Here is a 24,061-nt window from a genome sequence, read left to right as displayed (position 1 = left end):
AACCCGATTGTTAATTGGTGATCACTCACTCCTCAAACTATTCACCGGATTGGCGACCGCCGCCCTGATGGTCTGAAAACTCACCGTTATCAACGCGATCAATAATACAAAGCCTGCCGCGACCAGGAATATCCCTGCATTGATATCCACGCGATAGGGATAGTTTTGCAGCCATTTGTGCATGGCCCACCATGCAACCGGAGCTGATATTACCGCTGAGATCAAAACCAATATGGCAAAGTCGGTAGATAGTTTCCTGACGATACCTTGCACGCTTGCGCCCAATACTTTGCGTATGCCTATCTCCTTCTTGCGGCGCTCAGCGGACAAAGTAGCCAGCCCGAACAAACCAATGCACGAAATAAATATGGTCAGCACAGCGCCAAATGTTACGATCTGTTTCCACTTGGATTCCTTGTCGTACTGTTCAGCCACCTCAGCATCTTTGAATTTGTATTGATAAGGAATGACAGGGAAATCCCCTTTAAATTCCTTTTGAATACGGTTGAGCGTTTCCGATTTATTTTTATCGCTGATCTTTACAAAGATGTTGCCCCATCCGTAGTCGGGTTTCATGGTAAACAATACCGCCGGCAACTTTTCATTAAGAGACACAAAATGATAGTTTTTAACTATTCCAACTACGGTATATTTTTTGGCGTCGTAAAAGAAGTCGACAACCTGACCTATTGGATTTTTCCAGCCCGCCTGTTTCACAAATTCTTCGTTAACAAGTACAGAAGTTGCACTGTCGGAAACCATGGTTTTGGAGAAATTGCGCCCCTTTACAATAGGCACCTGAAATAAAGAGAGGTAATCTTCATCGATATGTTTCATGTCAAAGTGAATATCCTGGCCATTATTAACATGCGCCCCTGTGATCCAGCGCCCGCCCTGGTCTGCAGTTACACTGAGTATGGAAGGGTCTTTTAACAATTCATTTTTGAAAATCGGCAACTTGGTTTTATCTAAACCCCACGAATTTATCGATACCACATTTTTATCGTTGTAACCCAGGTCAAAATGCATCAGGTAATTGAACTGGGAGTAAATGGTAATGGTAGAGACAATAAGAAAGGTAGCGAGGGTAAACTGTAATATTACCAAACCTTTAGACAGGTAATTTTTCCCTGCATATTGGTTGCGATTGTACAACGACTGCACGGGATTGAAGCCTGACAACACCAATGCCGGATAAAAGCCTGCCAGCAAACCTGTCAACAGGAATATGGCGATATAACCCGCCACCAGCTTAAAACTTAACAAATAGGAGAAAGCCAGCGCTTTATTTGCGAGGGTATTAAAAAATGGTAACACGAGCACAACCAAAACTACGGCTAGTACAAAAGCGATAAAACTGAGAATGAACGATTCGCCTAAAAACTGCATGATCAGTTGTTTGCGCTGCCCCCCTACTACCTTTCGGATACCTATTTCTTTAGCCCTTTTTAACGACCTGGCAACTGTCAGGTTCACAAAATTGATACAGGCTATTGCCAATATGAACAGGGCTATACCGCTCAGGATATAGGAATAGGTCGGGTTGCTGGCATCAACAAGGCCGTTATCAGCCGGGTAATCGGTATTGGTGTGCATGCCCAACAGCGGCTGCAGGCCATAGCTTACTTTGTCTTTAAATCCATATTTATCGGCTTCTTCCTTCAGCTGGCCTGCAGCGTCGGTCATGAAGATCTTGTTGATCTTAGCGTCTAATTGTTTTATATCGGTACCCGGTCTTATTACAAGAAAGGTATTCTGAAAGAAATTCAGCCAATGATCGTCAATGTGATTCGTTTTTTTGGGTAATAGCATTTGTATCTTGATCGACGAATTCTGTGGCGATTTTTTGATAACAGCTTTTACTGTAAATGGCTGAAACTTGTCGTCTACTTTCAGGTCCAGCGTTTTTCCTATCGGGTTTTGTTTGCCGAAATATTTCTCTGCTACTTCTTCGGAAAGCACTACAGAATGCGGGTCATACAAAGCCTTTTGTGTGTTGCCCTGCACCGCCGGAAATGTAAAAACAGAGAAGAAATTGCTATCGGCCAGCAGTGCCGGCTGGTCAAAAACCTCGGTTCCTTTTTTAAGCGTAAAGGAATTACTTTGGATACGAACAAAATCCAAAATCTCCGGCAATTGCCGCTTAAAACTGGGGCCCGGAACATCCCCGGTACTCGATATTTTATCGACATGCCCGTCCGGTTTTTGAAAATTCGCCACCAGATGATAGATATTCGGAGCGTTTGAGTGAAAACGGTCATAACTCACCTCGTCCATCGCATAAAGAAAAATGAGCATACAACACGCCAGACCTACGCTAAGGCCCGTAATATTGATAACAGAAAACGCTTTGTTCCTCCAAAGGTTTCTGAACGCGGTCTTGAAATAATTTCTTATCATGATATTGGTTGATTAGTTTAATTGGTGGTGATTCCCTCCGGCTCAAAATCTACTGATGTTGCCGCTGCCGCTTTTTGTACTGTTAACTAATTTTGCCGTGCCGGTATAGCTTACGCCACCAGATCCGCTGATGGCAGCATCAACGCGTTCGTTAGCATTTACCCTAGCGCCACCCGAACCGGAAACCTTGACAGCCGAATTGGAAGTAACCAATTCTGATGCATCAAAATTACCCGAGCCGGTCATCTTTACTGCTGAGGTTTCGGCCGTGCCTGATAGTTTGATATTACCTGAGCCGGAAATGGCACTTTGCAATTTTTTAACATCCAGTTTGCCCTCAATATTTCCGGAACCATGTACCGTTAATTTCATCGTGTTAGCGGCTATACCTTCTTTAAAAGATACACCTCCCGAACCGGACAGCTTAATATTATTTAACTCTTTCACCGTCACATATACTTTTATTTTGACGTTGTGCTTGTGCCACCAGCTTTTGTCGCTGTACCAGCTCTTTTCGCCCCAGCCCCAGTTATCATGTTTGTTATGGATATCCAAAGTATTTCCATGCACTTCAGTTACAATGCGGGGTACTATCTCTTCCGGAGAATCAAATTTCACCGATTCGGTAGTGCCCTGGGTAACAAAAACTTCGAATGGGCCCTGCACATGTAAGCCATCGAATCCCGAAACACTTCGCGTGGTAGTAATTGTTGAATCGGTTTTAACCGTAGTATGCGTATTTGCAAATACGGGGGCAGAGCCTGTTGAAAATGCAGCTGCTATTAATAGGACATTTATTGTTTTCATATTATTGAATTCTAACTATGCTTTATTAACTATTCTGAACGCAGGCTTTCGACCGGATTAGCCAATGCAGCTTTAATGGATTGAAAACTTACGGTGATAAAAGCTATCAATACCGATACACCGCCGGCCAGGACGAATATCCACCACTGTATATCTATGCGATAAGCAAAATCCTGCAACCATTTATGCATAAAATACCACGCCAGTGGCGATGCCAGTACTACGGCAGCCAGCGTCAGTTTCATAAAGTCATTGGCTATCAGCATTACGATCGATCTCACATTTGCTCCCAATACCTTGCGAATACCTATTTCGCGGGTGCGCTGTACGGTTGTAAAGGCAGCCAGGCCGAACAAACCCATGCAGGCCAGCAGTATAGCCAGCGTTGCAAAAGTGCTGAACACCGTAGCAGTACGCTGTTCCGAAACATACAGTTTATTGTAATAATCATCCAGGAAATGATACTCAAACGGGCGCGAAGGCACACGTTCCTTCCATATCTGGCTCAATGATGCAATTGCCTGCGGTATGTCGTTTCCATGAACTCTTATGAAAATGTAATTGGTCCATTGCCTGTCAAGAAAAAGCATCAACGGGCCGACCGGTTCGTGCATCGATGAAAAATTGAAGTCTTTTACCACCGCTTTTATCTCGCCGGGCGCATTTTTTTCAACCTGTTTGCCTATAGCCTGTTGTGGCGTTAACCCCAAAGCTTTTACAGCACTTTCGTTCAGGATAAAGGAATAACGAAAGTTCTTGTAATTGTTGGATGTATCGCCCAGCTTCAGGTCACTTTCTGTATAATCGGTTCCGGCGATGATCTTCATACCCATGGTTTTGATAAAACCAATATCCGATGGCAACGCCTTTATGGTCAGGTCTATTTTACCTTTCCCGAAATCGCCCTTTAAACCATCTGTCCATTGTACCAAAGTTGGTGTCGCGTTGGCCCCACTTACGCTTACCACCTGCGGCAAAAGGCTTATCTGTGCTTTTATGGCCTCGTAGCTTTCGCGGGCCTTCTGCCCCATCGGCAGCACGATCACGTGTTCCTTATCATAGCCAAGATCCTTCTTTTGGATATAGTTGATCTGTTGTACCACAATAATGGTGGCAATGATGAGACAGACTGAAACGCCGAACTGGAATACGATCAGCGATTTCTTGAATATACCGCCCGACGATGTAAGCCGGACCCCAGCCTTTAAAATGGAGGTCAACCTTGTGCTTGATAGTACAATAGCCGGGTAACTACCCGATGCTAAGGCGATAAGTATACACAAAGCCGCTAAGGCCATCAATGGAAGTGGTTGTATCAGCAGATGAAATGTGAGCACTTTTCCGGTTGCGTGATTAAAGTATGGAAGTAACACATAGGCAATCAGTACACCGGCTAAAAGCGATATCAATGTGATTAAAAACGATTCGCCAATAAATTGCCTGAATAGCTGGCCTTTACGTGCTCCCAAAACTTTACGGATACCTATCTCGGCACTGCGCATAGTTGATTGTACCGTAGCCAGGTTGGTATAGTTTATACAGGCTATCACCAAGATCAGAAGCGCTATTACACCAAGTATGTAAACTGTATTGATATTGCCGTTCGGTTCAAGCCCATCCAGTTGCGAATACAGGTGGACACTTAACAAAGGCTCGAGATTATAAAGTAATGGGCTGTTTGCTTCAAGGTGGAGCTCGTTGTTACTTACACCACGCATGTAATCATTAAGCTGGGCCTGGAAACCTTTTAACTGATTTTTGTCCTTTAACAACAAATATGTAGTGTAATTAGCTGTCCACCATTCTTCCGTTTTCGATACGTCAAGTGAAGTAAATGAGCCTACAAAATCATACTTGATCTGTGAGTTTTCGGGTGCGTCTGCAAGCACACCCGTCACCAGGTATTCTTTCGTATCATTAATAATAATGGTTTTCCCTATTGCATCTGCATTGCCAAAATACTTTTTAGCTGTAGTTCGCGATATTAAAACTTTATTAGGTGCGTTAAGCGCGGTGCCCGCATCGCCCTCAAGTAACGGGAAAGAGAATACTTTCAGGAATGACGAATCAGCATACAGGAACCGGTTTTCCGTAAATACTTCGCTACCATACTTTACAACCCTGTAGTTGTCGATGATCCTGACAAAAGCCTCTACTTGCGGAAAAGTACGTTGTAACTGCGGACCAGCTTTGGTGCCGCTTAAAGCAACCTTTTGCTTACCTCCTTCATCATATTGCATCGTCATTCGCACAATGCGGTCGGCTTTGGTATTAAATCTGTCGTAGCTTAGGTCATTAATAATAAACAAGCCGATAAGCAGGCAACTGGCAATACCGGCAGTTAAGCCTATGATGTTGACAAAAGTGTATGGCTTGTTCTTTTGTAAACGACGAAAAGCGATCTTAAAATAGTTACGTATCATATTGAATTATTATTTCATTAGTTCATCAGTATTGCAAACTGCCAGCTATAAACTGCTCACTCTCTTTAAGAGTTATAGCTCATTCTGAGCGAAGGCTCTTAACCGGGTTTGCCCCTGCTGCTTTTACCGCCTGGAAACTTATGGTTGCCAGGGCCACCATTATAGCGGCGATACCGGACAAGCCAAATATCCACCAGCTTATGCCGGTGTGGTATGCAAAATCCTGCAGCCACTTGTGCAGGATGATCCAGGCAATCGGAATGGCAATCATAATAGCTATTACCACCAGTTTGATAAAATCGCGCGACAACAGCAGTACAATGTTGGTTACTGAAGCTCCTAAAACCTTCCTCACTCCTATTTCCTTGGTGCGCTGGATGGTGGCAAACAACGATAACCCCAGCAGACCCAAACAGGCGATAAAAATGGCAAACCCACCAAATATGCCAAAGGCTTTACCAAATAAGGCATCGTTCTTATACTGGTCGTTATAACGCTGGTCCAAAAAGCCGTAATCGAAAAGATTACCCGGGAAAAATTTATCGTACAGAGCCTTGATCGATGCGATGGTCTCAGTTGGATTTGATGTATTCATCTTTACAGATATTTGTGCGCCTATTCTGAGTTGCGGCCTGAAGAATGTAGGTTCGATAGCGTACCGTAACGATTTTTGATGCGAATCCGCAACAACGCCAATAATGGCCCATTTGCTTTGCCCGTTATACATAGTTTGGCCTATTGCCGCTTGCGGCGATTTAAAACCAAGTAATTTCGTCGCATTTACATTAAGGATCGTGCTGCGCAGGTCTTCATATTTTTTGGCGTAGTCGGTGGGCACAAAATCCCTGCCTGCAACCAAAGTCATGCCGTACGTTTTGATATACTCAGTACTAATACCATTGAAACGCATAGTATAGTGTGCATTAGGATCTGTATGATCGGCCCTGATGTTAAAGTTTCGCCCGGTTTCGTTGCCCGGCACCCAAAACGAAGTAGCCGCGTCCTTAACTGTCGATAACTGCTTCAACTCCGCAAGAAAAGCCTTTGCCCTGGTGTCGCCGGTATCCGGACTCATAACCTGCGGGCCTCCAAATACCAATACCTGGTCTATATCAACTCCCAGTTTTTGGCTACTCATAAATTTGATCTGCTTAAATACCACGAATGAACCTGTGATCAGCACCACGGTTATGGCAAACTGGCCTATTACCAGGGCTTTGCGTAATGCTATGCCTTTTTTTGAACTGCTGTATTTCCCCTTCAGAACAAGGATCGGCTTGAACGACGATAATACGAACGCAGGATAAAAGCCGGATATGAAAATACCTGTAAGTACAAGTACAATGAGCCCGGCGCTGATGACGTAGCCGCCGAGGCCTTTCTGGAAAAGAAACGACAGCGATAACCGCTGTTGTACCAGATCGTTGAACACCGGCTGCGTCAAAACAGCAAGTATAATGGCAACCCCTAATGCAAATACATTAATTATCAGCGATTCCGTCAAAAACTGCCTGATAAGCTGCCCCCTGGTGGCGCCGGTTACTTTGCGCACCCCCACTTCCATAGCCCGTTCGGCAGCGCGGGCAGTTGCAAGGTTAATGTAATTTACCCACGCGATACCAATAATAAATAAAGCGATGATCAGCAGTCCCCAAACAACGGTGGAGCTCGCGGTTTTTATGTTCTCATATTCGGTGTCTGAGTACAAGTGTACATTCAACAAGGGTTGGAGATAAAACTTTTCCACGCTCCCGGATACCTTATTACCCTGGAAGTGGCGCTGGCTGAATGCAGCCATTTTCGCATTAAATGCTTTATAGTCGGTCCGTGGTTTTAACTGGATGTAATGCCAGAAATCGGAGTCGTGGAAGTCGTAATCAGCCTCCTTATAGCCATAGGTGTGGATGAGCGTTTGGTAAGATATCAGTATATCAAACTGGAAAATAGAGTTTTTCGGCGCATCCTTAAGAATTGCTGTGATCTTTGTCGGGAAAGTATCCGTGCCCATTTTTACCATTTGCCCTACGCAAGAGCTGAAATCTTCACCCTTTACGTCAAATAACTTACGGGCCAGTGTTTCCGAGATCACCGCGGTATTTACTTCCGCGAGGGCGGCTTTTTCGTCGCCCGCCGAAGCTGGAAAAGTAAACATGGATAGCAACGAGTTATCTACGCAATACGTTGGGTTTTTGGGTATCTTTTTGTCTTTATAGGCGATGGTGGACTCTCCAAAATTAAGGACACGCGCATTGGCCGCCACTTCGGGATAATCGTCTTTCATTGCCTTACCCACCGCCGAATAGGTTATCGTCCCGTGTTGTATCAGCTTGCCATTCTGATACCGGTCGTTAACCACGCGGTAAATGTTATCAGCGTTCTTGTTGAAATGATCATAACTCAGCTCAAAATTCACATACTGGAGTATAAGCAGGCATGCAGCCATGCCAAGGGACAATCCTAATATGTTGATAGATGAAAAAACCTTGTTTTTCCAAAGGTTCCGCCAGGCGGTTTTTACGTAATTTTTGATCATGTTATTAGCTCAATTATTCGTTAATTCACTGGCGCGCAAACTGCTGATGGTATTCCATAAATCACTCTGACCGAAGACTCTTTACCGGATTCGCCAATGCTGCTTTTATCGCATGCGAACTGGTAGTCAGCAAAGCAAAAACAACTGCCGTTAATCCGGCTATAATGAACGCCCATAAGCCTACATGTATCCGGTAGCTAAATCCCGTCAGCCATTTATTTATCATATACCAGGCAATTGGCGATGCGATAACTATGGAAATGAGCACCAGTTTTAAAAAATCGCCCGTCAGCAGCCTTGCAATGCCGGGTACACTTGCCCCAAGTACTTTCCGGATGCCGATCTCCCTTGTACGTTGTTCGGCAATGGATGCGGCTAATCCGAACAGGCCAAGGCAGGCGACAAAAATGGCCAATATTGAAAATACCGTAGCCGTCCTGGCAGTGTGCTGCTCGGATGCATAAAGGTTTTGAATATGGGTATCGAGAAACTCGTAATCGAAGCTGGAATTTGGCACATCGGCTTTAAATGTATTTTGTACCTGCTGCATAAAAAACGAAAGTGCTCTTGTGTTATACCGGATAAGCAGCGTATTCAATGGCTCGGTTCGCTTGTTGGTAATATAGTAGACATAGCCCCCTATGTCATTTTTTAACGATTCGTAATTGAAATCTTTCACCACACCTGTAATAATGGAACGGGGGTGCATCTCTGTAGAGGCATATCTGCCTATGGCGTCCTGCGGCGTTTTGTAACCAAGGTATTTTATTACCGACTCGTTAACCAGTAAATAACAATTGGTATCGCCAGCTGCGAGCGTTTGCGGTATGGTATTGCCGGCAAGCAATTTTAACTGCATAGTTTTCAGAATAGAGCCCTCGGTATTGCAGGTTCTTACAGGGAACCTGTCTTTATCGGTGGTGTATTTTCGTATGCTTTTACCGCTTTCTATATCACCCGGGATGGACTGCGATGGTGACGCGCTTTCTACACCGGTCATTTTCTGCAGGTCGTTTATGAAAGACGCAACCTGCTGCTTGTTCTGGGCTGCTTTGATAGATACGGAAACAATTCCTTTGGGATTATAACCAAGGTCCTTATTGCGGATATAACGTATTTGTTGCAGGATCAGGATCACCGATATGATCAGTATGATCGATGAAGCAAACTGGAACACGACAAGAGATTTGCGGATAAGATCGGCTGCGGAGTGTTTCATTTTTAGCTTATTCATCAAAACAAGCGGCGATATACGCGACATAGAGAACGCGGGGTAACTACCGGCCAAAAGCGTTACCACAACCCATGTAAGAAGCAAACCACACAAAATGGGTGTTGCAGATAGCGCAGACGGCCTTAGCCCAATACCGGTAATATCCTGGAAAAATGGCTGCAGGACAAAGCAAGCCAAATAACCAATGATGATAGCTACAAAAGAGAGTACTGCCGTTTCTGTATAAAACAGTGCCAGCAAATGGCGTTTATCAGCACCTAACACTTTATTTACCCCTACACCTTTAGCGCGTTTTTCCGAGCGGGCGGTAGCGAGGTTCATATAATTGATACATGCTATGGCGAGTACCAACAACGATAACAGCAGCAATGCTTTTACAGTGCCTACGCTTCCTATCCTGGACGAAAAGCCGGCTCTTATATCGGCAGAGTATAAATGGATGTCGGCCAGCGGTTGAAACAAGAATTTAGTAAAAAACTTGTTCTTTTTTGCGATGTTTTTATCAATAAGCGCATTAGCTTGTTTTTGTACCCGTTCAACATCAGCTCCAGGCCGTAAAAGGCAATAGGTTTCGTAGCTCGAATTTCCCCAATATACATCTTTACCCGCCCACGAATCCATAATATTGTAGACCATATCGCAGTCGATGGTGCTATTCTGAGGCAGATCTTTGTATACACCCGATACCTGCAAGGTATCCTTGTTTTCTACATAAATAATTTTGCCGAAAGCTGGCTCTTTACCATAAAGCCGTTCCTTTGCCGATTCGGAAAGCACGACCGATTTTGGATGAGCAAAAACCGTTTGGGCGTTCCCTTCCGTAAATTTAAAGTCGAACATGCCGAAAATCGAGGAATCAGCCATATATAAACCTTTTTCACTAAAATTCTTGTCGTCGGTCTTTAATGATATTATCGCTCCAAAATCGTGTTTAAGCAGCCTGGTCATTGCTTTTACCTGCGGAATATTTTGTATAAATGCTGGACCGGCAATACCGGGAAGTTGTGCCCATACCTTTGAATTATACTCCGGAGAAGACTGCAGGTTTACGCGGTAAATATCTTTTGAGTTTTTATACATGCGGTCGAAACTCAATTCGTACGAGGCACATGCAAACAATGTGATGCAAACACAAATACCAATAGCTAATCCTGCGATGTTGAGCGTAGCAAAAAGCTTGTTGGCAGTAATGTTTCGCCAGGCAGTTTTGATGAAGTTATTTATCATGGCGTCAATTCTTTGGTGACCTATATTCAACTCATTGTTTATTCCGACCGCAGGCTTTTCACCGGGTTCACTAAAGCCGCTTTTATCGTTTGATAAGCTATAGTTAAAGCTGCTATGACACATGAAGTAACTATTGAGATAACAAACAGACCTGCATTAATGTTAATGTGATAGGCATAGTTGTTCAGCCAGGCATTCATCACCCAATAGCCTACTGGTGCCGCTATCAAAAATGCGATGCCAATAAGGACAACAAACTCGCGTGAGAACAAAGCCACAATACTCATGATAGGCGCACCTAATACCTTCCGGATGCCTACCTCTTTAGTTCTTTGAGCAGCTGCAAACATGATCAAACCATATAAACCAAGGCAACCGATGATGATGGCTATAGACGAAAACAGCTGGAAAGCCAGGTATACCTTTTGCTCCTGTATATAAAACTTTGCAATATGCTCGTCAAGGAACTGGTAATCAAAAAGGTTATCGGGGAACATTGTCGCCCATGTTTTACCCACTTGTGCGATGGTTTTATTCATGCTGCCCGGGCGTATTTTTATGCTTGCCATAAAAAACCCTCCCGGGATATAACTCAGCACACACGCCCTTCGTTTTTTATGCTTCGATTCACTTTGAAAATCCTGGACAACTCCAATAATGGTAGCGGGAGTTTTATCAAAGAATATTTGCTTACCAATCGCTTTGTTGGGGTCCATGATGTTCATTTCATGGATCATCGTTTCATTAGCGACAACTGTAATGGATGAGTCTTTTTGCGGTTTTTTAAAGACCTTTTGCCCGGCCAGCATTTTCATACCAAACAGGTCAATGTAATTTTCGTCGACGAATTTCAATTCGGTTATGCCATCTTTTGTAATACCAAACTCAGGAGCAGTAAAGCTGTTAAATGCATTATTGTAAGATGGTGCGCCATTCGAAAAGGTAACTTTTTCGACACCGGGATTGCTGAGAAGCTCATGCCGCAAAGCATCTGCTTTTTTACCATCAGGGATGTAAAATGAAACAACAGCATCTTTATTAAAACCCATATCCTGGTTTTCAAAATAATTCATTTGCCCGGCTACCACCAGGGTACCTACGATCAGAATTTGGGAAATAGCAAATTGTGCAACTACCAGGCTCTTACGTAGCGTAAATCCTTTGACAAATTTTCCGGCTTTATCTTTAAGTGAATCGACTGGCTGAAACGCTGATTGAACAAAAGCCGGGTACAGCCCGGCGATAAGTATAACAAGCAGCGTGACACCTAAAATATAACCCACAACCATCGGTTGTAACAATTGATGCGAATCGAGTTTAACGCCGATCCAGTTATCGGCACCAGATAAGAATAAAGACGCGAGTACTAGGCCTGCGATCAACGACAATAGCACTAGCATGGTAGTTTCGCCCAGGAATTGTTTGATCAGTTGCGGGCGTGTGGCACCCAGCACCTTACGTACCCCTACCTCCTTGGCACGTTTGATAGCCTGTGCAGTGGCCAGGTTAACAAAGTTGATACAAGCTGTAATAACAATGAGCAACGCCACACCAAACAAGGCATAATAAGTGTCCTTAGAGGTGGGCGTAATAACGTTATTAATATAACGCTGATCGAAATGGATGTTCTTTATGGGCTGAATTGGCAGCCTAACCTCTTTCGGGTTAAGATCCCAATTTTTATGGAGGAATTGAGGGATACGCGCCTGGATACGTTCAACGGGGTAATTCGGTGGCAAAAGAATAAACGTGAAAAAGCCCCCGCCGATATTCCAAAAATTGCCCATTCCTTGTTTCACCTGGTCCTTTATCGTTTCCAATGAGACCAGTATTCGCAAAGGCACGCTGCGATTACCGGGCTGATCTTTAATAACACCGGTTACTTTTGCATTGATTCGATTTTCTATATTGATAACCTTCCCCATAGGATTATCTTCACCATAGTATTTTTTTGCAACGCTTTCGGTAAGTACTATGGAGTTTGGTTCGGCCAGGGCAGTTTTTGGATCCCCGTGTATCCATTGGAAATCAAATATCTGCGGCAGGTATTGATCGGCAAAGGCAACGTCATTTTCCTTGAAGCGCTGATTATTGATCTTAATAATAGCGTTGTTGTTGTACATAATCTGCGAAACTTGTTCAAGCTCCGGAAAGTCGTTACGCATTTTGGGCGCTACAGCCAGTGACACGTTGGAGTTAAAATCAATAGCATTTAAAGTAACGCGACATATCCTGTCAGCTTTAGTGTAATTGTCGTAAGTAAGTTCATTTCGTACAACCAAAAAGAGAATAAGGCACGAAGCGATACCCAATGTCAGCCCAAATACATTAAGGAAAGCATAGCCAAAATTGCGCCGGATATTCCTGAAAGCGATGATTACATAGTTTTTCAACATAGCCTTTAGTACTGAAAATGGGCAAATAGACTCTCAAACTAACCCCTTCTCTTATGCAAAGAAGGAGTTAGGGAGACACATTAATCAACTGTTATTATAAAACTATATACAGTCCCGGACTGACCTGGTGTATCAGATCATTATATTTTCAACTACCGTTTGGCCGTCGAGCAGGCGTATGATGCGGTGGCTGTAGCGGGCGTCATGTTCAGAGTGCGTTACCATGATAATGGTCGTACCCTGTTCGTTCAAATCGGTCAGCAGTTCCATTACTTCATTACCGTTGCTGCTATCAAGATTACCGGTAGGCTCATCAGCCAATATCAGCTTCGGTTTGTTCACAACCGCACGGGCTATGGCCACACGTTGTTGCTGACCACCAGACAACTGCTGCGGATAGTGGTTTCGGCGGTGCATGATCTGCATCTTATCCAACACCTCTTCTACCCTTTTTACCCGTTCCGAACTTGGTACGCCTGTATAGATCAGAGGCAATTCCACATTTTCGAACACTGTAAGCTCATCAATCAGGTTAAAGCTCTGGAATACGAAACCGATGTTGTGCTTACGCAGGTCGGCGCGCTTGCGTTCGTTAAAGTGTGCCACCTCAACGTCGTTGAATACGTAGCTTCCGCCATCAGGATCATCAAGCATACCCAAAATATTGAGCAATGTTGATTTTCCGCAGCCCGACGGACCCATGATCGCAACGAATTCACCTGTGTTCACATTCATTGATAATTTGTTCAATGCGATGGTCTCCACCTCTTCGGTGCGGTAGTACTTTTCTAAATCAGTAATCTTTATCATTTGTGCCTCCTAATCCTATTGTTTAATTGTTAAGGATTTGATTTTTATGTTAGTTAAATAATTAGTTTTTCTTTATCGATCCCCCGAATCTCTTTCATCAGAGATTTGCCTCTTCACCTCTCCGTCATCGCGGAGAGTTTTGGGGTGAGGCTATTTCTGCAAAACTAGTTCCTGTATATCCCCATAATTTTCATAGCTCGAAGTAATAACCTTATCACCGGGTTTCAATCCGCGTATCACTTCAAAATAGTCGGGATTTTGCCTGTTTACTTGTATATCAACTTTGTATGCTGTCTTACCATCGTCGCTTACTTTAAATATCCAGTTACCGCCTGTCTGCTGGAAGAAGCCACCTTTTGGTAATAATAAAGCTGGTGCCTCATCGCTGAATACCAGCCTTATCTGCAGGGTTTGTCCCTTTCTTAAACCTTGTGGCACTTCGCCAACAAACATCATATCCACCTGGAACGTTCCTCCTGTACCTACCGAGCTGAAAACCTTTTTTACAACTAGTTTGTAGTTTTTATCGTCGGTCGGGTAATAGGCTGTCATCCCTGTAAAAACTCTTGATATATAATGCTCATCCACATTGGCACGTACTTTCAGGCCCGAAAAGCCGTCAATCTGCGCTAGGTGTTCTCCCTTATTTTTATTCTGACCGATCTCAGCATCAAGAGAGGTTAACTGGCCGTCTATCGGTGCACGCACGGTGAGGTCAGATACTTCTTTCCGCATTAACGCCAAGCTGGCCGTCATTTGTTTGTATTGTTCTTTTGACTGTTGATCCTGTACTTTAGTTAAGATCGTATCTTCCCGCAATATTTCCCGGGCAAGGTTCCTTTTATGCAGTTGGTAATTATAATTGTTTTCCGCAATCTTGAACTCCTGTAAACCGATAGCTTTTTCAGCATACAGTTTTTTATCCAGGTTATAAACACGTTCCGCCTCTTTATAAAGGCTCTCAACATCTGCCATGGTTTGCAGCTTATTCACAGTATTTTGTTGTGCGTTATTTTTCGATATCTGCATTTGAGTTTGGGCCGCATATACCTGGTTTTCCGAATTTGCCAGGTTGAGCTCCACATCGGTGTTTGAAAGTTTAAGTATCGGATCGCCTTTTTTAAGCTTAGCGCCATCCTCTACGTATTTCTCTTGTACCGTACCACCCTGCACTGCATCCAGGTAAATGGTTGTTTGGGGCATTACTACGCCGTTAACCGGAATAAACTCCGAAAATGGCCCTTTCGTGATTTCGCTGATCGTAATTCTGTCTACCGGAACATTGTACTTGCTTTTTCCGGAGGTAAAATAAATGCTGCCTGCAACAAGTAATACAATGCCCGTAATACCAGCAATGGTCATTATACGTTTAGTGTTCCAGCGGCTTTTTTCAATTTTTCTATCCACAGTTATAAATTATATTTTGGTATTGTTTACAAAAACACATGCCACAAATTAAAATGCTGTTTTTCAGTAATTTACTATCAAATTGACTATTTAAAGCGTACGCTTCTGTTACAGCAAGTGTCCGTTTATGATACAATGCGCCCGGCGGGCTTCGGCAAACAGATCGCGCCTAATGGTTCATAGTTAATTAATTACGGCGTTAACAGTCGAAACCATCATTATTAGCATAAAAATTGCGTCCGGGCACTACATAACATAGCACGCTTTCTGTAATATTACTAATTTAGGGGATTGCTATGAATTACGAACCTTTAACCATTAACCAAGTGTATGATATTAAAAAAGGCGACCGTTTTAGTTGTTGATGATGATACCGACGTACTGACCGCAGTAAAGCTGCTGCTTAAGACCGAGGCGGGTGAAGTTATAACTGAAAAAAATCCCGAGAACCTGAACTGGCTGCTGCAGCGTAACCAGGTTGACTTGGTATTGCTGGATATGAATTTCAACAGTGCCATCAATACGGGCAACGAAGGCATATATTGGCTACGGAAAATAAAGGAATGGAAGCCGAATGTATGCGTTATTATGATAACAGCGTATGGCGATATTGACCTGGCTGTACGCTCGTTAAAAGAAGGGGCCGACGATTTCGTGGTAAAACCATGGCATAACGAGAAGTTAATAGCGACAATAAAAGAACTATTGGATAAGCAGGAAGGTGTAAAGCCAGCAAAGGCTTCGGTAAAATCTTCGGGTGATACTTCTATCCTGGGCGAGTCGGAAGTAATGCAGGACATATTCCACAAAGTCAATAAGATAGCTCCAACCGATGCTAATATCCTGATACTGGGCGAAAACGGCACCGGAAAGGACCTGATGGCAAAAGCCATTCACGAGCGTTCCCTGCGTGCCGATAAACCTTTTATTAAGGTGGACGTTGGAGCCCTTACCGACACTTTATTTGAAAGCGAGTTATTCGGCCATAAAAAAGGAGCTTATACCGACGCACGCGAGGACAGGCCGGGACGGTTTGAAGATGCACACGGCGGAACTTTGTTTTTGGATGAAATAGGGAATATTTCGCTGCTGCAACAGGCCAAGCTGCTGACTGTATTACAAAACAGGCAGGTAACGCGCCTTGGCACCAATAAAGCTGTAGATGTCGATATCAGGTTGATATGCGCCACTAACCTCCCGCTGCAGGAGCTTGCCAACGAGAACCGTTTCCGAAAAGACCTGATCTACCGGATCAATACGGTTGAGATCAATATGCCGCCTTTACGCAGACGCAACGAAGATATCATTATATTGGCAAGACACTTTGCCAAACTTTACAGTTCAAAATACTTAAAGCCGGTGATCGACTTTGACCCCGGCGCAATGCAGAAACTAAAGCAGTACAATTATCCAGGCAACGTGCGCGAATTGCAATATACCATAGAGCGCGCCGTAATTATGGCGGACGACCAATTGTTGAAAGCAGACGACCTGATCTTCTCTATACTGGAGGCCCCTGCAGACGAAAATATCGAAGCAGATAACGTTCCGCTTAGCACGCTTGAAAAGAATGCTATATTGAGGGTGATCGAAAAGAACAATGGTAATATTACCCGCGCCGCAAAAGAACTGGGACTAACACGGACGGCTTTATACCGCAGATTAAGCAAATATGATATTTAAAAGATACGAATGGCGGCTTTTGCTGCGGGTGCTTATCCTGTTTATCACCCTTACCGCAACTTCCATTTTGGCAGTTGAAGGGCAGGGTTATTACCTGTACCTGGTTATTACCTGTCCCCTGCTGGTCTATGAATTGATAGAAATGATACGCTTTCAGAAAAAGGCGCAGGACGAGGTGAGCCAGTTTGTTGAATCTATCCACTACCGCGACTTTTCGCGACACTTTGACGTGCGTCGTGCGCCTACTGAACTTAAACCCCTCCGGAAGGGCTTTAACGAGATCAACAGTACCTTTAAACTCATCAGCCGCGAAAGGGAGACCCAATATCACTATTTGCAAAAAATACTGGAATTGGTAGACACCGGGATACTATCCTACGATAACGAAACCGGCGAAACCGGCTGGATAAACGAAGCGTTCAAAAAGATAATAGGTGTACCGTACCTCAAAACCATCCATTCGCTTGAAAAACGCGAAGAAGCGCTTTACCAGGATATCGTCAAACTGAAACCTGGCGAAAGCAAAGTAATTACGATGACGCGGAATCAGCAACTGGTGAAAATACTGGTTTCGGCGAGTGTGCTGCGAAGTGATGACCGTATATCCAAGCTCGTCGCCTTTCAAAACGTAAGCGAGGCCTTGGACGAAACTGAGTCCAAAGCCTGGCAAAAGCTATTGAGTGTAATGACGCACGAGATTATGAATTCCGTAGCGCCCATATCTTCCCTGGCCGACACGTTGAAGAACAGGCTGCAAAGCCCCGAGTTAAAAGGCGGCGCTATGAATGGAGAACTGGAAGATCTTGAACTCGGCATCGATACCATAAAACGCCGCAGCGAGGGCTTGCTGAAATTTACAGAAAGTTACCGCAACCTGAATAAGATCACCAAGCTCGATTTGAAAAAGATATTGGTTCGCGACCTCTTTGAGAACCTCAGCAGCCTGATGTCGCCAACCATGGAGAAGAAGCATATCGAGCTGGAAATAGTGCTACGCGATCCTGCGTTGGCCATCGAAGCCGACTTAAACCTGGTTGAACAGGTATTGATAAACCTTGTGGTAAATGCTATTGAGGCGGTAAAGGAACGTGAAGACCCCCGTATCACGTTAGCGGCTGAAGTAGCCAACGGCCGTACCATCGTTAAAGTTGCTGATAATGGCCTTGGTATGCCACCCGAGTTGCTCGACAAAATATTTATCCCTTTTTTCAGTACCCGGAAAACCGGTAGCGGTATCGGCCTCAGCCTGTGCAAGCAAATCATGTTATTGCATAAAGGTAATATACAGGTTCAAAGTACCGAGGGAAAGGGCTCTGCATTTTTATTGCAGTTTGTGGGTTAAAAAGCGAAATATATTCAATAAATTTTATCGATATAGTCGATATACGGGAATTAAAACAATATTTCCCCAAACCCGTTGTTTAATTGAAAAACAGCTTATACCGATCATAAGATAATCTTTATGAAAGATTTTGTCGTCAAAAAAAGCATATCGATCCATGCACCGGCCGAAGTGGTTTGGGATGCGCTGACAAATCCGGAAAAGACAAAAAAATATTTCTTCAATTGCAAGGTTTTTTCCGACTGGAAAGTTGGCAGCCCAATCGTGTTCCAGGGCCGTATGTTTCTGCTGATACCTGTGAAATTGGAGGGTGTAATAACAGAGGTAAAACCGAACAAGTTACTGAGATACAAACTATTCAGCGATGTTGACGACCGCGGCGGATCATCAACAGTAACCGATGAACTGGAATATTTGAACGGTCAAACGGTTTTACACATAACGGATGATGTAGGTGTTGGCGAAGGTGCGGAAGGTAGGTACGAACGTTCAGTTAAAGGCTGGGATAAAATTCTTAACGGGCTAAAGGACCTCGTCGAACATAATTAAATGAACCAACTCAGTAATTCTGCATCTTTCCGATGATGACCGAAAAAATTATTACTAATGAGAACAGGATGAATAAATGTACAAGGATAAGTACCCAGGTGCCGCGGTTAAGCCCGAAAAGGTAATATAGTCCAGAATGCTGTTGTCTTTTATTCATCAGATCAAATTTAACTAAAAAAAGACATATGCAATAGCGCGTGATCTATTCAAAATATTCACACATTAATTTCATGCGGTGTCCGCCGTTGAGTCTAAACGCTTAAAGGCGTGTTATCTATCAGGTTCATTACCTTATCTACCATAACCTGCACGTCGAAAGGTTTGCGCACATAATCATTTGCCTTGCATTCCTCAACTATCATCTCGATATTATTAGCTGTCGAAAGAATGATCACAGGAATCCGGCTAAGTTTCTCTGATTGTTTGATCTTCAGGCAAAAGCGATGCCCGGGCTGGTTATTAATAAATTCATCGATAAGGATAACATTGGGCTTAAACTCGTGTATGGGTTCAAGGTCTTTGGGCTCGGGACAGCTAAGCGTCTCAAAACCTTCTTCTTCCAGAATAAACGAAACCAGTGTCCTTATATCCTGATCGTTTTCGATGATCAAAACTCTTTTCTGCATACATTCAATAGTAAAAATCTAATCAGGTTAACAAATATATCAATTCAGATTAAAATCTTATTATCATAGTTAAAAAATTATCGATACGATTTAGGAAACTATCACATCACTACTTTTACCTTAATTTGGCCGTTTGATAGGGTGCGTATGATCAGTTGTTCGTTGGTTGGGTAAATAGCCTGTATGTCCAGGTCGTGAATCAAAACATCAGACCTAATGCCATTCCCAATGTCCCTGCTCATTTCCTTTTGTATCCTGGTTTTACTATCGACTAAAAACTGTGTAATATTATATGTGGCCCGCTGGCGTATCATATCAGTTATCTTGCCGTTGAACATCCATTTTGCTGCCTTCAACATCCACGCTTTGGTTTGCAGGTCGAAACTCAGATCAGGAAAAGATAGTTCATGCGTCTTTGCATCATAATTGGGGGTGCCAATAAGATAAATGGTACCTGTGCTCGAACCTTTGAAATCAACCTGCATCACTACCTGTTTGCCGCTTCCCCATATTTTGGTGTTATCCACAATAAATTCTTTCCCGGCCACATCAGCCTTCATCCCGGCTACCTGCTGGTTTACCGTCTTCGTTAAATGATCATAATTCTCGTGTAGATCCAGGTAAACATTAAAGCCGTTCGCAGGAGTGTATGCCGATAAATTGGGCAAGGGTTTTATTGACCGTTGAGTGCTTACAGTTGTAAATACCGGTTTGGCCGATAAGCCCACCGAAAATGTGAGGCTTGAACCATTAAGGTTAAAACTGCTCAGCCGAACCGACTCTGGGTTAATGTAAACGTAACCCATATCACCGGCCTTGCTCTCGGTTGAAAGATTTTTCCATATCTGCTCAACCATCGGTCGAATGTTGTACGCGGCTATACGGGCGTCAACCTGTTTCCCCAGATCATTCAAAGGATCGCTGATGTACTGTATCAACCTATCGGTTACATCAATCGTTCCCATAACTACGTTGCAACGGTCAAGTGGCTTAGGCGCCGGGTAAAGGATGGTTTTCGAACGCAAATGATAGTCAGGGGTGATGCTGATGGTCGACTGATAGGATATCTGCATGCGCCGTGGTTGCTCGCCGGCCCAGCCGCACTGTGCCGAAATCACAGGGACTATCGGCGTTTGTCCCGTACCGGGGAATATGGCGCATTTGGCACAATATGATGCCGCAAAACCATAGCTACCTGTAAAACTAAGGTTGACTACATTGTTGCTACCTGTAATTGTAAAAGGTGTCCGTGTAAACACATATTGATACCGCAGACCCTCGCAGGGCTGCTGGTTATCGGTATATTTATTGGGTACCGAGCGTTCGGCCTGCACAAAATAATTTTTCAGGTCGACGGTAACGGGCACCTCGATATCAGAGACCGGCTGAACTACATTAGGTATTTCCGCCGTGGGCACAATTACAGGGGCAAGCAGTTTTGTGGTCGCGCACGAATAAAGAACGAGCGGCAATATTATAACCGCGAGCGATTGTGTTGGTTTAAGCTTCATTTATAAGGATAATGGATGCAAAAATAGTAAAGGTTTGTGAATTTGACCCGCCAAATCACAATATGCTAAGTGTTCATGGCACCGTAAAAAGTGCCCCATTTTTAACATTTTCGTGAACATGGCTCTAACGCAGTTTTATTATTAAAACTACTCTTTAAATGTTCCAGCCTATATAGTGAACCTTGATGCCGATCAATACAATTATTGTTATCAACGCAATAAGAGACACCAGGCTATACTTTTGCCACAGATAGAGTAAAAATATGAGCAGCGCCGATGATGCGGCCACCAGCGCCCCGATAAAATACATATCTAATTGGGCATTCGTTAAACCGGAGCTGGTTTTAAAATGGTACAGGGCGTCCGCCAGCGTACGGATGATCACCATCAAAATAATGATGACGGCTGCCCTTGCAATAAAAAGGCGATGCTTACTGTAGAAACTAAACATGGAACAATGGTTACTCTGCGTCAAATTTAATTATAAATCCCTCTGTCTATTGAAAATTTGACAGGCCGCTAACCTTTCATTTATTATAATTGACACTGCAAATAAAAATCATGAAAAATATCTTTTCTATTTCAGGCAGCCTGCGGCCCGGATCGTCGAATCACATCATTCTTGAATATTTAAAAAGCATGGTAAGCGAAAACATTACGTTTACTATTTACGATGGCGTTGCATGTATTCCAGCGTTCGACCCGGGGCTTGATAACGACGATCCGCCGAAAACGGTGGCCGGCCTGCGGACGCAATTAAGCGAAGCCGACGCTATTTTAATTTGTACGCCCGAATATGCCTTCGGCGTCCCCGGAGCATTAAAGAATGTATTAGACTGGACAGTATCCAGCGGTTCGTTTTCGGGCAAGGCCACCGCATTAATAACCGCGTCTACCGGGGGTGAGAATGCCCATGCAGCAATGATCAAAATATTAGGCGCCATAGATGCTAAATTGACACCCGAAACTACTTTGCTTATATCATTTATTCGCACCAAAATAAATGATGGAATTATTACGGACAAACAGACTGTTGAAAAACTAGGCCATTTATTTCACGCGTTGCTAAGGACTATTAAATAAAGTACTTATATCTCAACAACTGATCGGCATATTTTAACTTGATCAACTTTCATTCGTCTGCCAATTTGACAACCTTATCCATTTTGGAACAAGCATTGATAATAATGGATTACAATATTAATTACTCCAAAACCATTATAGATTATGCAAGAAAAAGGAACGATCTCGATACACACCGAGAACATTTTCCCGATCATCAAAAAATTCCTGTATTCCGATCACGAGATATTCCTTCGCGAATTGGTATCGAATGCGGTAGACGCAACACAAAAACTGAAGCGCTTAAGCTCGCTTGGCCAGGTAAAAGGTGATATCGGCGACGTGCGTGTTGAAGTGGCTTTCGATGAAACAAAAAAAACCATCACCATTTCCGACAATGGTATTGGTATGACCGCCGATGAGATCAAAAAATATATCAACCAGATCGCTTTCTCGGGCGCAGAAGAGTTCATGGAGAAATTCAAGGAGGCGAAAGACGCCAATGAGATCATTGGACGCTTCGGGTTGGGTTTCTATTCAGCGTTTATGGTTGCCGACAGGGTAGATATTGAAAGTTTATCCTACCAGGAAGGCGCCGAACCCGCTCATTGGACCTGCGACGGCAGCACCGAGTTTGAATTAAGCGAAGGTAGTTTGACCGAACGCGGTACCGAGATAACCCTGCATATCAATAAGGATAACGAAGAATTCCTGAGCAAATATAAGCTGCAGGAGATACTGGATAAATATTGCCGATTTCTGCCGGTGCCTGTTATCTTCGGCATAAAGACAGAAGAAGAGCCCGATGGAGAGGATGAAGAAGGCAAACCAAAATTCAAATCGGTCGAGGTTCCTAATATCGTCAACGATACCAACCCGATCTGGACCAAATCGCCAAACGATCTGAAAGAAGAAGATTACCTCGATTTTTACAAGCAGCTTTACCCGTTCTCGGAGGATCCTTTGTTCTGGATTCACCTCAATGTCGATTATCCGTTCAACCTTACCGGGGTTCTTTACTTCCCGAAGGTGAAGAACGATTTTGATTTCCAAAGAAACAAGATCAAATTATTCTCGCGCCAGGTGTTCATTACCGATGAAGTGAAAGACATCGTACCCGAGTTTCTGATGTTATTGCATGGCGTTATCGACTCGCCGGATATCCCGCTGAACGTATCGCGCAGTTTTTTGCAGGCCGATAGCAATGTGAAGAAGATCAACAGCTACATCACCAAAAAAGTAGCCGATAAATTGGCAGAACTGTTCAAAAACGATCGCCCGGCGTACGAGGAAAAATGGCCCGATATAGGTCTCTTTGTAAAATACGGCATGGTAAGTGAAGATAAATTCTATGATAAAGCAAAAGAATTTGTTCTGCTGACCAATACTGAAAAGAAGAATTTCACATTGGAAGAATACAAAGAGAAGGTTGCCCCTGCCCAGACGGATAAGGACGGTCGACTGGTTTATATCTACACCAACGACCCGCAAAAGCAGGATGCGTTTATTCAGTCGGCTAACAAAAAGGGTTACGATGTGTTGGTGATGAACTCGCCTATCGATAATCATTTTATCAGCAGCCTGGAGCAGAAACTTGAGAAGACCTCGTTAAAACGTGTCGATTCGGATGTAGCTGACAAGCTGATCAAAAAAGACGAAAACCCTGCCCATATCCTTACCGAGGAACAATCGGCCCAGGTAAAAACCATTTTTGACAAAGCGATCAATAAACCCGCTTACAAAGTCGAGTTGGAAAGCCTTAACCCAGACGAGTTGCCTGTTACGGTCACCATGGATGAGTTTATGCGGCGCATGAAAGAAATGGCCGCTATGGGTGGTGGAATGGGCTTTTATGGTAACATGCCCGACAATTATAAGGTGATTGTCAATGCCAACCACAAATTGGTAAGCAAGATATTGGAGCAGGAAAATGAAGAAACGCAGGCACAACTGGCCAAACAGGCGTTTGATCTGGCGCTGCTTTCGCAGGGATTACTTACCGGTGCTGAATTGACAGAATTCGTTAACAGGAGTGTAAACCTGATATAAAT

General features: G+C 43.7%; 17 protein-coding genes. 5 read left to right on the top strand and 12 right to left on the bottom strand.

Going from position 1 to position 24,061, the window contains the following annotated elements; translation table 11 throughout:
* Positions 1–21: 21 nt before the first annotated feature.
* The 8 genes from FRZ54_RS16690 to FRZ54_RS16655 all read right to left on the bottom strand — a co-directional run bounded on the left by FRZ54_RS16690 (position 22) and on the right by FRZ54_RS16655 (position 15,237).
* Positions 22–2,400 carry an ABC transporter permease gene (locus FRZ54_RS16690; protein ID WP_147032718.1) on the bottom strand — a complete coding sequence of 793 codons (2,379 nt, stop codon included), beginning with the start codon at positions 2,398–2,400 and terminating at the stop codon, positions 22–24.
* A 42-nt stretch (positions 2,401–2,442) separates the two neighbouring features.
* Positions 2,443–3,207: a head GIN domain-containing protein gene (locus FRZ54_RS16685; RefSeq protein ID WP_147032717.1), complete on the bottom strand. Its 765-nt coding sequence runs from the start codon at positions 3,205–3,207 to the stop codon at positions 2,443–2,445.
* Positions 3,208–3,236: 29 nt separating this feature from the next.
* Positions 3,237–5,630: an ABC transporter permease gene (locus FRZ54_RS16680; RefSeq protein ID WP_147032716.1), complete on the bottom strand. Its 2,394-nt coding sequence runs from the start codon at positions 5,628–5,630 to the stop codon at positions 3,237–3,239.
* A 79-nt stretch (positions 5,631–5,709) separates the two neighbouring features.
* Positions 5,710–8,163 carry an ABC transporter permease gene (locus tag FRZ54_RS16675; RefSeq protein WP_147032715.1) on the bottom strand — a complete coding sequence of 818 codons (2,454 nt, stop codon included), beginning with the start codon at positions 8,161–8,163 and terminating at the stop codon, positions 5,710–5,712.
* A gap of 61 nt (positions 8,164–8,224) precedes the next feature.
* Positions 8,225–10,624: an ABC transporter permease gene (locus FRZ54_RS16670; protein ID WP_187359646.1), complete on the bottom strand. Its 2,400-nt coding sequence runs from the start codon at positions 10,622–10,624 to the stop codon at positions 8,225–8,227.
* Between the two features lie 38 nt (positions 10,625–10,662).
* Positions 10,663–13,020, bottom strand: a complete 2,358-nt coding sequence (locus FRZ54_RS16665) for an ABC transporter permease (protein WP_147032713.1) — start codon at positions 13,018–13,020, stop codon at positions 10,663–10,665.
* Between the two features lie 132 nt (positions 13,021–13,152).
* Positions 13,153–13,830, bottom strand: coding sequence for an ABC transporter ATP-binding protein (locus tag FRZ54_RS16660; RefSeq protein ID WP_147032712.1), 678 nt, complete (start codon positions 13,828–13,830; stop codon positions 13,153–13,155).
* A 150-nt stretch (positions 13,831–13,980) separates the two neighbouring features.
* Positions 13,981–15,237: an efflux RND transporter periplasmic adaptor subunit gene (locus tag FRZ54_RS16655; RefSeq protein ID WP_147032711.1), complete on the bottom strand. Its 1,257-nt coding sequence runs from the start codon at positions 15,235–15,237 to the stop codon at positions 13,981–13,983.
* A 330-nt stretch (positions 15,238–15,567) separates the two neighbouring features.
* Here FRZ54_RS16655 and FRZ54_RS16650 point away from each other — a divergent pair, with 330 nt between their 5' ends.
* The 3 genes from FRZ54_RS16650 (at position 15,568) to FRZ54_RS16640 (ending at position 18,811) form a co-directional block, all read left to right on the top strand.
* Positions 15,568–16,920: a sigma-54-dependent transcriptional regulator gene (locus FRZ54_RS16650; protein ID WP_147032710.1), complete on the top strand. Its 1,353-nt coding sequence runs from the start codon at positions 15,568–15,570 to the stop codon at positions 16,918–16,920.
* The gene (locus FRZ54_RS16645; protein ID WP_147032709.1) at positions 16,910–18,262 is read left to right on the top strand and encodes a sensor histidine kinase; all 1,353 of its coding nucleotides are present in this window, start codon (positions 16,910–16,912) and stop codon (positions 18,260–18,262) included. Before FRZ54_RS16650 ends, FRZ54_RS16645 begins: the two co-directional genes overlap by 11 nt.
* Before the next feature lie 120 nt (positions 18,263–18,382).
* Entirely contained in the window at positions 18,383–18,811 is a 429-nt protein-coding gene (locus FRZ54_RS16640) for an SRPBCC family protein (RefSeq protein WP_147032708.1), read from the top strand.
* A gap of 10 nt (positions 18,812–18,821) precedes the next feature.
* Here FRZ54_RS16640 and FRZ54_RS24515 read toward each other — a convergent pair whose 3' ends face one another.
* The 4 genes from FRZ54_RS24515 to FRZ54_RS16625 all read right to left on the bottom strand — a co-directional run bounded on the left by FRZ54_RS24515 (position 18,822) and on the right by FRZ54_RS16625 (position 21,399).
* Complete coding sequence (locus tag FRZ54_RS24515; protein WP_187359645.1) at positions 18,822–18,968, bottom strand: hypothetical protein; 147 nt, start codon at positions 18,966–18,968, stop codon at positions 18,822–18,824.
* A 94-nt stretch (positions 18,969–19,062) separates the two neighbouring features.
* Positions 19,063–19,437 (bottom strand): response regulator, encoded by a 375-nt coding sequence (locus FRZ54_RS16635; RefSeq protein WP_147032707.1) that lies wholly within the window; start codon positions 19,435–19,437, stop codon positions 19,063–19,065.
* 101 nt (positions 19,438–19,538) lie between these two features.
* Positions 19,539–20,948, bottom strand: coding sequence for a DUF4403 family protein (locus FRZ54_RS16630; RefSeq protein ID WP_147032706.1), 1,410 nt, complete (start codon positions 20,946–20,948; stop codon positions 19,539–19,541).
* Between the two features lie 154 nt (positions 20,949–21,102).
* Positions 21,103–21,399 (bottom strand): hypothetical protein, encoded by a 297-nt coding sequence (locus FRZ54_RS16625; RefSeq protein ID WP_147032705.1) that lies wholly within the window; start codon positions 21,397–21,399, stop codon positions 21,103–21,105.
* A gap of 110 nt (positions 21,400–21,509) precedes the next feature.
* On the opposite strand from FRZ54_RS16625, the gene FRZ54_RS16620 reads away from it, so the two are divergent.
* Together FRZ54_RS16620 and htpG are read left to right on the top strand one after the other, a co-directional pair.
* A complete protein-coding gene (locus FRZ54_RS16620; RefSeq protein WP_147032704.1) occupies positions 21,510–22,031 on the top strand; it encodes an NADPH-dependent FMN reductase in 522 nt (173 codons plus the stop codon).
* 144 nt (positions 22,032–22,175) lie between these two features.
* Positions 22,176–24,059, top strand: coding sequence for a molecular chaperone HtpG (gene htpG, locus FRZ54_RS16615; protein ID WP_147032703.1), 1,884 nt, complete (start codon positions 22,176–22,178; stop codon positions 24,057–24,059).
* Positions 24,060–24,061: the final 2 nt, after the last annotated feature.

Source organism: Mucilaginibacter ginsenosidivorans (genome assembly GCF_007971025.1).
GTDB classification, from domain to species: domain Bacteria; phylum Bacteroidota; class Bacteroidia; order Sphingobacteriales; family Sphingobacteriaceae; genus Mucilaginibacter; species Mucilaginibacter ginsenosidivorans.
Note: the sequence above shows the minus strand (reverse complement) of the source record. Positions and strands in the feature narration are given on the sequence as shown.

Coding starts and splice junctions, on each gene's coding strand:
- FRZ54_RS16690 (WP_147032718.1), bottom strand. CDS start 2,400: ATGATAAGAAATTATTTCAAGACCGCGTTCAGAAACCTTTGGAGGAAC.
- FRZ54_RS16685 (WP_147032717.1), bottom strand. CDS start 3,207: ATGAAAACAATAAATGTCCTATTAATAGCAGCTGCATTTTCAACAGGC.
- FRZ54_RS16680 (WP_147032716.1), bottom strand. CDS start 5,630: ATGATACGTAACTATTTTAAGATCGCTTTTCGTCGTTTACAAAAGAAC.
- FRZ54_RS16675 (WP_147032715.1), bottom strand. CDS start 8,163: ATGATCAAAAATTACGTAAAAACCGCCTGGCGGAACCTTTGGAAAAAC.
- FRZ54_RS16670 (WP_187359646.1), bottom strand. CDS start 10,624: ATGATAAATAACTTCATCAAAACTGCCTGGCGAAACATTACTGCCAAC.
- FRZ54_RS16665 (WP_147032713.1), bottom strand. CDS start 13,020: ATGTTGAAAAACTATGTAATCATCGCTTTCAGGAATATCCGGCGCAAT.
- FRZ54_RS16660 (WP_147032712.1), bottom strand. CDS start 13,830: ATGATAAAGATTACTGATTTAGAAAAGTACTACCGCACCGAAGAGGTG.
- FRZ54_RS16650 (WP_147032710.1), top strand. CDS start 15,568: ATGATATTAAAAAAGGCGACCGTTTTAGTTGTTGATGATGATACCGAC.
- FRZ54_RS16645 (WP_147032709.1), top strand. CDS start 16,910: ATGATATTTAAAAGATACGAATGGCGGCTTTTGCTGCGGGTGCTTATC.
- FRZ54_RS16640 (WP_147032708.1), top strand. CDS start 18,383: ATGAAAGATTTTGTCGTCAAAAAAAGCATATCGATCCATGCACCGGCC.
- FRZ54_RS24515 (WP_187359645.1), bottom strand. CDS start 18,968: ATGAATAAAAGACAACAGCATTCTGGACTATATTACCTTTTCGGGCTT.
- FRZ54_RS16635 (WP_147032707.1), bottom strand. CDS start 19,437: ATGCAGAAAAGAGTTTTGATCATCGAAAACGATCAGGATATAAGGACA.
- FRZ54_RS16630 (WP_147032706.1), bottom strand. CDS start 20,948: ATGAAGCTTAAACCAACACAATCGCTCGCGGTTATAATATTGCCGCTC.
- FRZ54_RS16625 (WP_147032705.1), bottom strand. CDS start 21,399: ATGTTTAGTTTCTACAGTAAGCATCGCCTTTTTATTGCAAGGGCAGCC.
- FRZ54_RS16620 (WP_147032704.1), top strand. CDS start 21,510: ATGAAAAATATCTTTTCTATTTCAGGCAGCCTGCGGCCCGGATCGTCG.
- htpG (WP_147032703.1), top strand. CDS start 22,176: ATGCAAGAAAAAGGAACGATCTCGATACACACCGAGAACATTTTCCCG.